Raw genomic sequence first — 3,765 nt, 5'->3', positions numbered from 1 at the left:
GGCTGCGCAGCAGCCGCAGCCCGTGGCCGGCGGCGTCCTGCGCCGCGACCGCCACCGAGCGGTGCGCGCCGACGCCGGTGCCGCGCCCGTACAGCCGGCCCGTGGCGGCGAGCCGCTCGGCCGTGCGCCGGCTGCGCCGGGCCCGGTCGAGTGCCTGAGGGGACACGTCGGGCACGGCCCGGCCGTCGGCCAGGCGGACCACTCCGCCGATGCGGAGGCCGGTGCCGTCGAGGACGACACGGGCGCCCGTGGCCCCGGAGGGCGGGGGCACCCGCGTCGGTCCGTCCGCGGCGGTGTCCACGGACCCGGTGTCAGTCCAGGCCGGCCGACTTCAGCCAGGCCTTGGCGACGTCGAGCGGGTCCTTGTTGTCGAGCTGCACCTGGGTGTCCAGGTCCAGCAGCGCCGCCGTGTCGAGCTTGGCCGAGACCGCGTTGAGCGCGTCGACGCCCTTCTGGGGCAGCCCCGACTTGTAGACCAGCGGCTGCACGTTCTCGAACCCGAAGAGGTTCTTCGGGTCCTGCAGGACCACGAACTTCTCCTTGGAGATGGTCGGGTCCGTGGTGAAGATGTCCGCGGCCTGCACGGTGTTCTTCTTCAGCGCCGCCTCGGTCAGCGGGCCGCCCGCGTCGAGCGCCTTGAAGGACTTGAACTCCAGCCCGTACACGGACTTCAGGCCCAACAGGCCCTGCTGCCTCGTCTGGAACTCGGGCGAGCCGCCGATGACCAGGTCCTTGGCGACGTCCTTGAGGTCCGCGATGCCGGACTTGTCGGTGAGGTTGTACTTCTTGGCCGTGTCCGCGTTGAGGGTGACGGAGTCCTTGTCCTGCGCGGGCGCCGGGTCCAGCAGCGTGAGCTTGGAGTCGAGCTTGGCGTTGATGGCGGCCGTCGTGGCGGCGACCGTCTTCGGGGCGGCGTTCTTGTCCAGGTAGGCCAGCAGTGCGCCGTTGTACTCGGGCAGGACCGTGATGGAGCCGTTCTTCAGCAGACCGTAAGTGGTCTCGCGGCTGCCGATGTTGGGCTTGTAGGTGACCTTGACGCCTTTGGCCCTGAGGGCCTCGCCGTAGATGTCGGCGATCAGGATGCTCTCGGCGAAGTTGTTCGAGCCGACGACCACCGTGCCGCCGCTCGCCTTGTCGTTGGAGAGCGGGTTGTCGGACTTGTTGTCGGAGGACGAGGAACACCCCGCGAGCAGCGCGGCCGTGGCGGCAAGCGCGACGGCGGCCGCGCCGGGGAGTCTCCTGCTGGACGTGCTGGTGTTCGCGGTAGAAGTCACGATTGCCGTTCCGGGCTCGGGGGTGGGGCAGGGCATGGCATGGCTGTGCGGGGTGCGGGCACCGCACTTCACTGATCCAATCCAGCTCGTTCTAGGTCAGTCAAGTGCATTCGGGTCACCGATTGGCCTCGGTGCGTGGCCAGTTGTGAACGTCCGGTTGTGAAGAAGTAACGCATGGACAGAGACGGAACCACGTGCTCTTTGTAATGGATTCTTGACGTAGGGCGACCGGATTTGCCCCCTGAAGGGCGGTAGTCTCCGGGAAGTTGGCGACGGGCTGCAGTGTGGGCCGACAACGGTGTCCAGGCCTGCTTGTACCGTTCTGCTCCGACCTCGGTCGGTTCCGCTTGCGAGCCCGGTCGATCTATTACGGTCACGTGAAATCTTCGCGCGCCCTGAGACGCCCCCGAAGGAGACTTGGTGTCCACGAACGAGGTGGACGCGCCGGCCGGGCCGGCGCCGTCACCGCCGGCCCGGGGTGGCATACGCGGCTTCGCCGACCGCTGGCCGTTCAGGCGCAAGCTCAACCTCCTCGTCGGCGTACCGCTCGCCGTGGTCGCGGTGCTGCTCGCCTACCTCATCACAGGCCTGGTGCAGGAGTCGGACAGCGCCGAGTCCGCGGCCCGGCTCGTTCGTGACAGCACCCAGGTCGCGCGGCTGGTGGACCGGGTGCAGACCGAGCACCAGCAGGCCATCCTGCTCTCCGTGCAGTACGAGGCCAAGGCCGGCAGCGCGAAGACCTCGCTCGACGCCTACCACAAGGCGCAGGCCGCGGTTGACGCCCAGGTCGAGAAGGTGCGCAGCACCTTCGGCGACCGGCTGCCCGACACCGAGGCGCAGGCACTCAAGGAGATCGAGGGCCTGACCAGCCTGCGCGAGACCGTCGGGCAGGGGTATCTGCCCGCCGACAACATCGACCCGGCCTACACCAACGCCTCGAAGGGCCTGATCGACGGCCTCGGACTCGACCGCAACGAGGCGCTCGCGGCCACCTTCACCGGCAATATGCTGGACTCCCTGCTGCGTGCCGACGCCGCCCACGGCGCCTTCGAGACCGGCGTGTTCTCGGCGACGACCGGTGACACCAACGCGCTCATCGAGTTCACGGGCGCGGTCGGCTCCTTCGAGCAGTACGCCTACCAGGCCGACCGGTTCTCCCGGTTCGCCACCGAGACGCAGACGGAGCAGCTCTCCGGAATCGAGCACAGCACCCCGCAACGGGACATCGGCCAGGCCTACGCCGAACTCCAGGTCGACCCCAGCGGGCTGCAGGCGAACTCCCCGGCCGAGATCCGCCGGGCGTTCGCGGACGCCCTGAGCGACTACCCCGCCTACACCGAGCAGGCCGAGATCCGGCTGCGGATCACCTCCTCGCTCATCGACCAGATCGCCGACCGGGCCGACGACGCCTCCAACAGCGCCCAGTGGCGGGCGGGTCTGCTGCTGTACTCCGCGTTGATCGGCTTCGCCGTCTGGATCGCCTTCTCCGTCCTGGTACGCCGCTCGGTGGTCCGCCCGGTGCAGGCCCTCACCGGCGCCGCCCAGCAGGTCGCCGAGGTCGCCGGGCGCGAGCTGGCCCGGGTGGCCGACGACGACGCCGAGGACGCCGGGCCGCCGCGGCTGAGCGAGGTGCCGGTCACCGCACGCGACGAGATCGGTGAACTCGCCGACGCCTTCAACCAAGTGCAGACCACCGCCGCCGCACTGCTGGAGCGCCAGGTGCTCAGCCGCCGCAACGTCGCCGAGATGTTCGGCAACGTCGGACGCCGGGTGAGCAATCTGACCACCCGCCAGCTGGCGCTGATCGACGCGGTGGAGCGTGGCGAGACCGACCCCGCGCTCCTCGAACGTCTCTACTCCATCGACCACATTGCCGTACGACTGCGGCGCAACGCGGACAGCCTGATGCTGCTCGCCGGTATCCGCGAGACGGTCCTGGACGCCGGTCCCACCGCGCTCACCAATGTGGTACGTGCCGCGCTCGGCCAGATCGAAGGCTTCCAGCGGGTGCGGCTGAGCGCCGAGACCGAGGTCATGGTGGAGCCCGACATCATCGGCGACCTGACGCTGATGGTCGCCGAACTCCTGGAGAACGCCGTCTCGTTCTCGCCCGCGGGCAGCCCCGTCGAGGTGACCGTACGCATGGGCGGCGAGGGTGCGGTGATCGAGGTCGCCGACCACGGCCTGGGCATGAGCGCCGAGCGCCTCGCCGAGGAGAACGCCCGGCTGATCCGTCGCGAGCGCCTGGACCTCGTACCGACGAAGGTGCTGGGCCTGTTCGTGGTCGGCACGCTGGCGCGCCGGTGGGAGGTCGAGGTCGTACTGTCCCGCACACCCGGCGGTGGTGTCACGGCGACGGTGGAGATGCCGTCGTCGCTGCTGCTCACGATGAGCCCGCTGGGGGCACCTGATGCGGACGCGGCCGCCGGGCGCGCTACCGCCGAACCTGCTCCCGCTGCGGCGACGAGGCCGACGTCGGCCGCCGACGCGG

At 69.9% G+C, this 3,765-nt stretch carries 3 protein-coding genes; 1 reads left to right on the top strand and 2 read right to left on the bottom strand.

Annotated elements, in window-relative coordinates:
* Positions 1-301, bottom strand: a 301-nt coding sequence (locus ABT186_RS47335; protein WP_351930617.1) for an aromatic amino acid lyase, incomplete at its 3' end; no start/stop codon positions are given.
* A 10-nt stretch (positions 302-311) separates the two neighbouring features.
* A complete protein-coding gene (locus tag ABT186_RS47330) occupies positions 312-1,274 on the bottom strand; it encodes an ABC transporter substrate-binding protein (protein WP_351223740.1) in 963 nt (320 codons plus the stop codon).
* A 420-nt stretch (positions 1,275-1,694) separates the two neighbouring features.
* Here ABT186_RS47330 and ABT186_RS47325 point away from each other — a divergent pair.
* Positions 1,695-3,765, top strand: a 2,071-nt coding sequence (locus ABT186_RS47325) for a sensor histidine kinase (protein ID WP_351930615.1), incomplete at its 3' end; no start/stop codon positions are given.

Source organism: Streptomyces sp. NPDC001634 (assembly GCF_040298185.1).
Lineage (GTDB): Bacteria > Actinomycetota > Actinomycetes > Streptomycetales > Streptomycetaceae > Streptomyces.
Note: the sequence above shows the minus strand (reverse complement) of the source record. Positions and strands in the feature narration are given on the sequence as shown.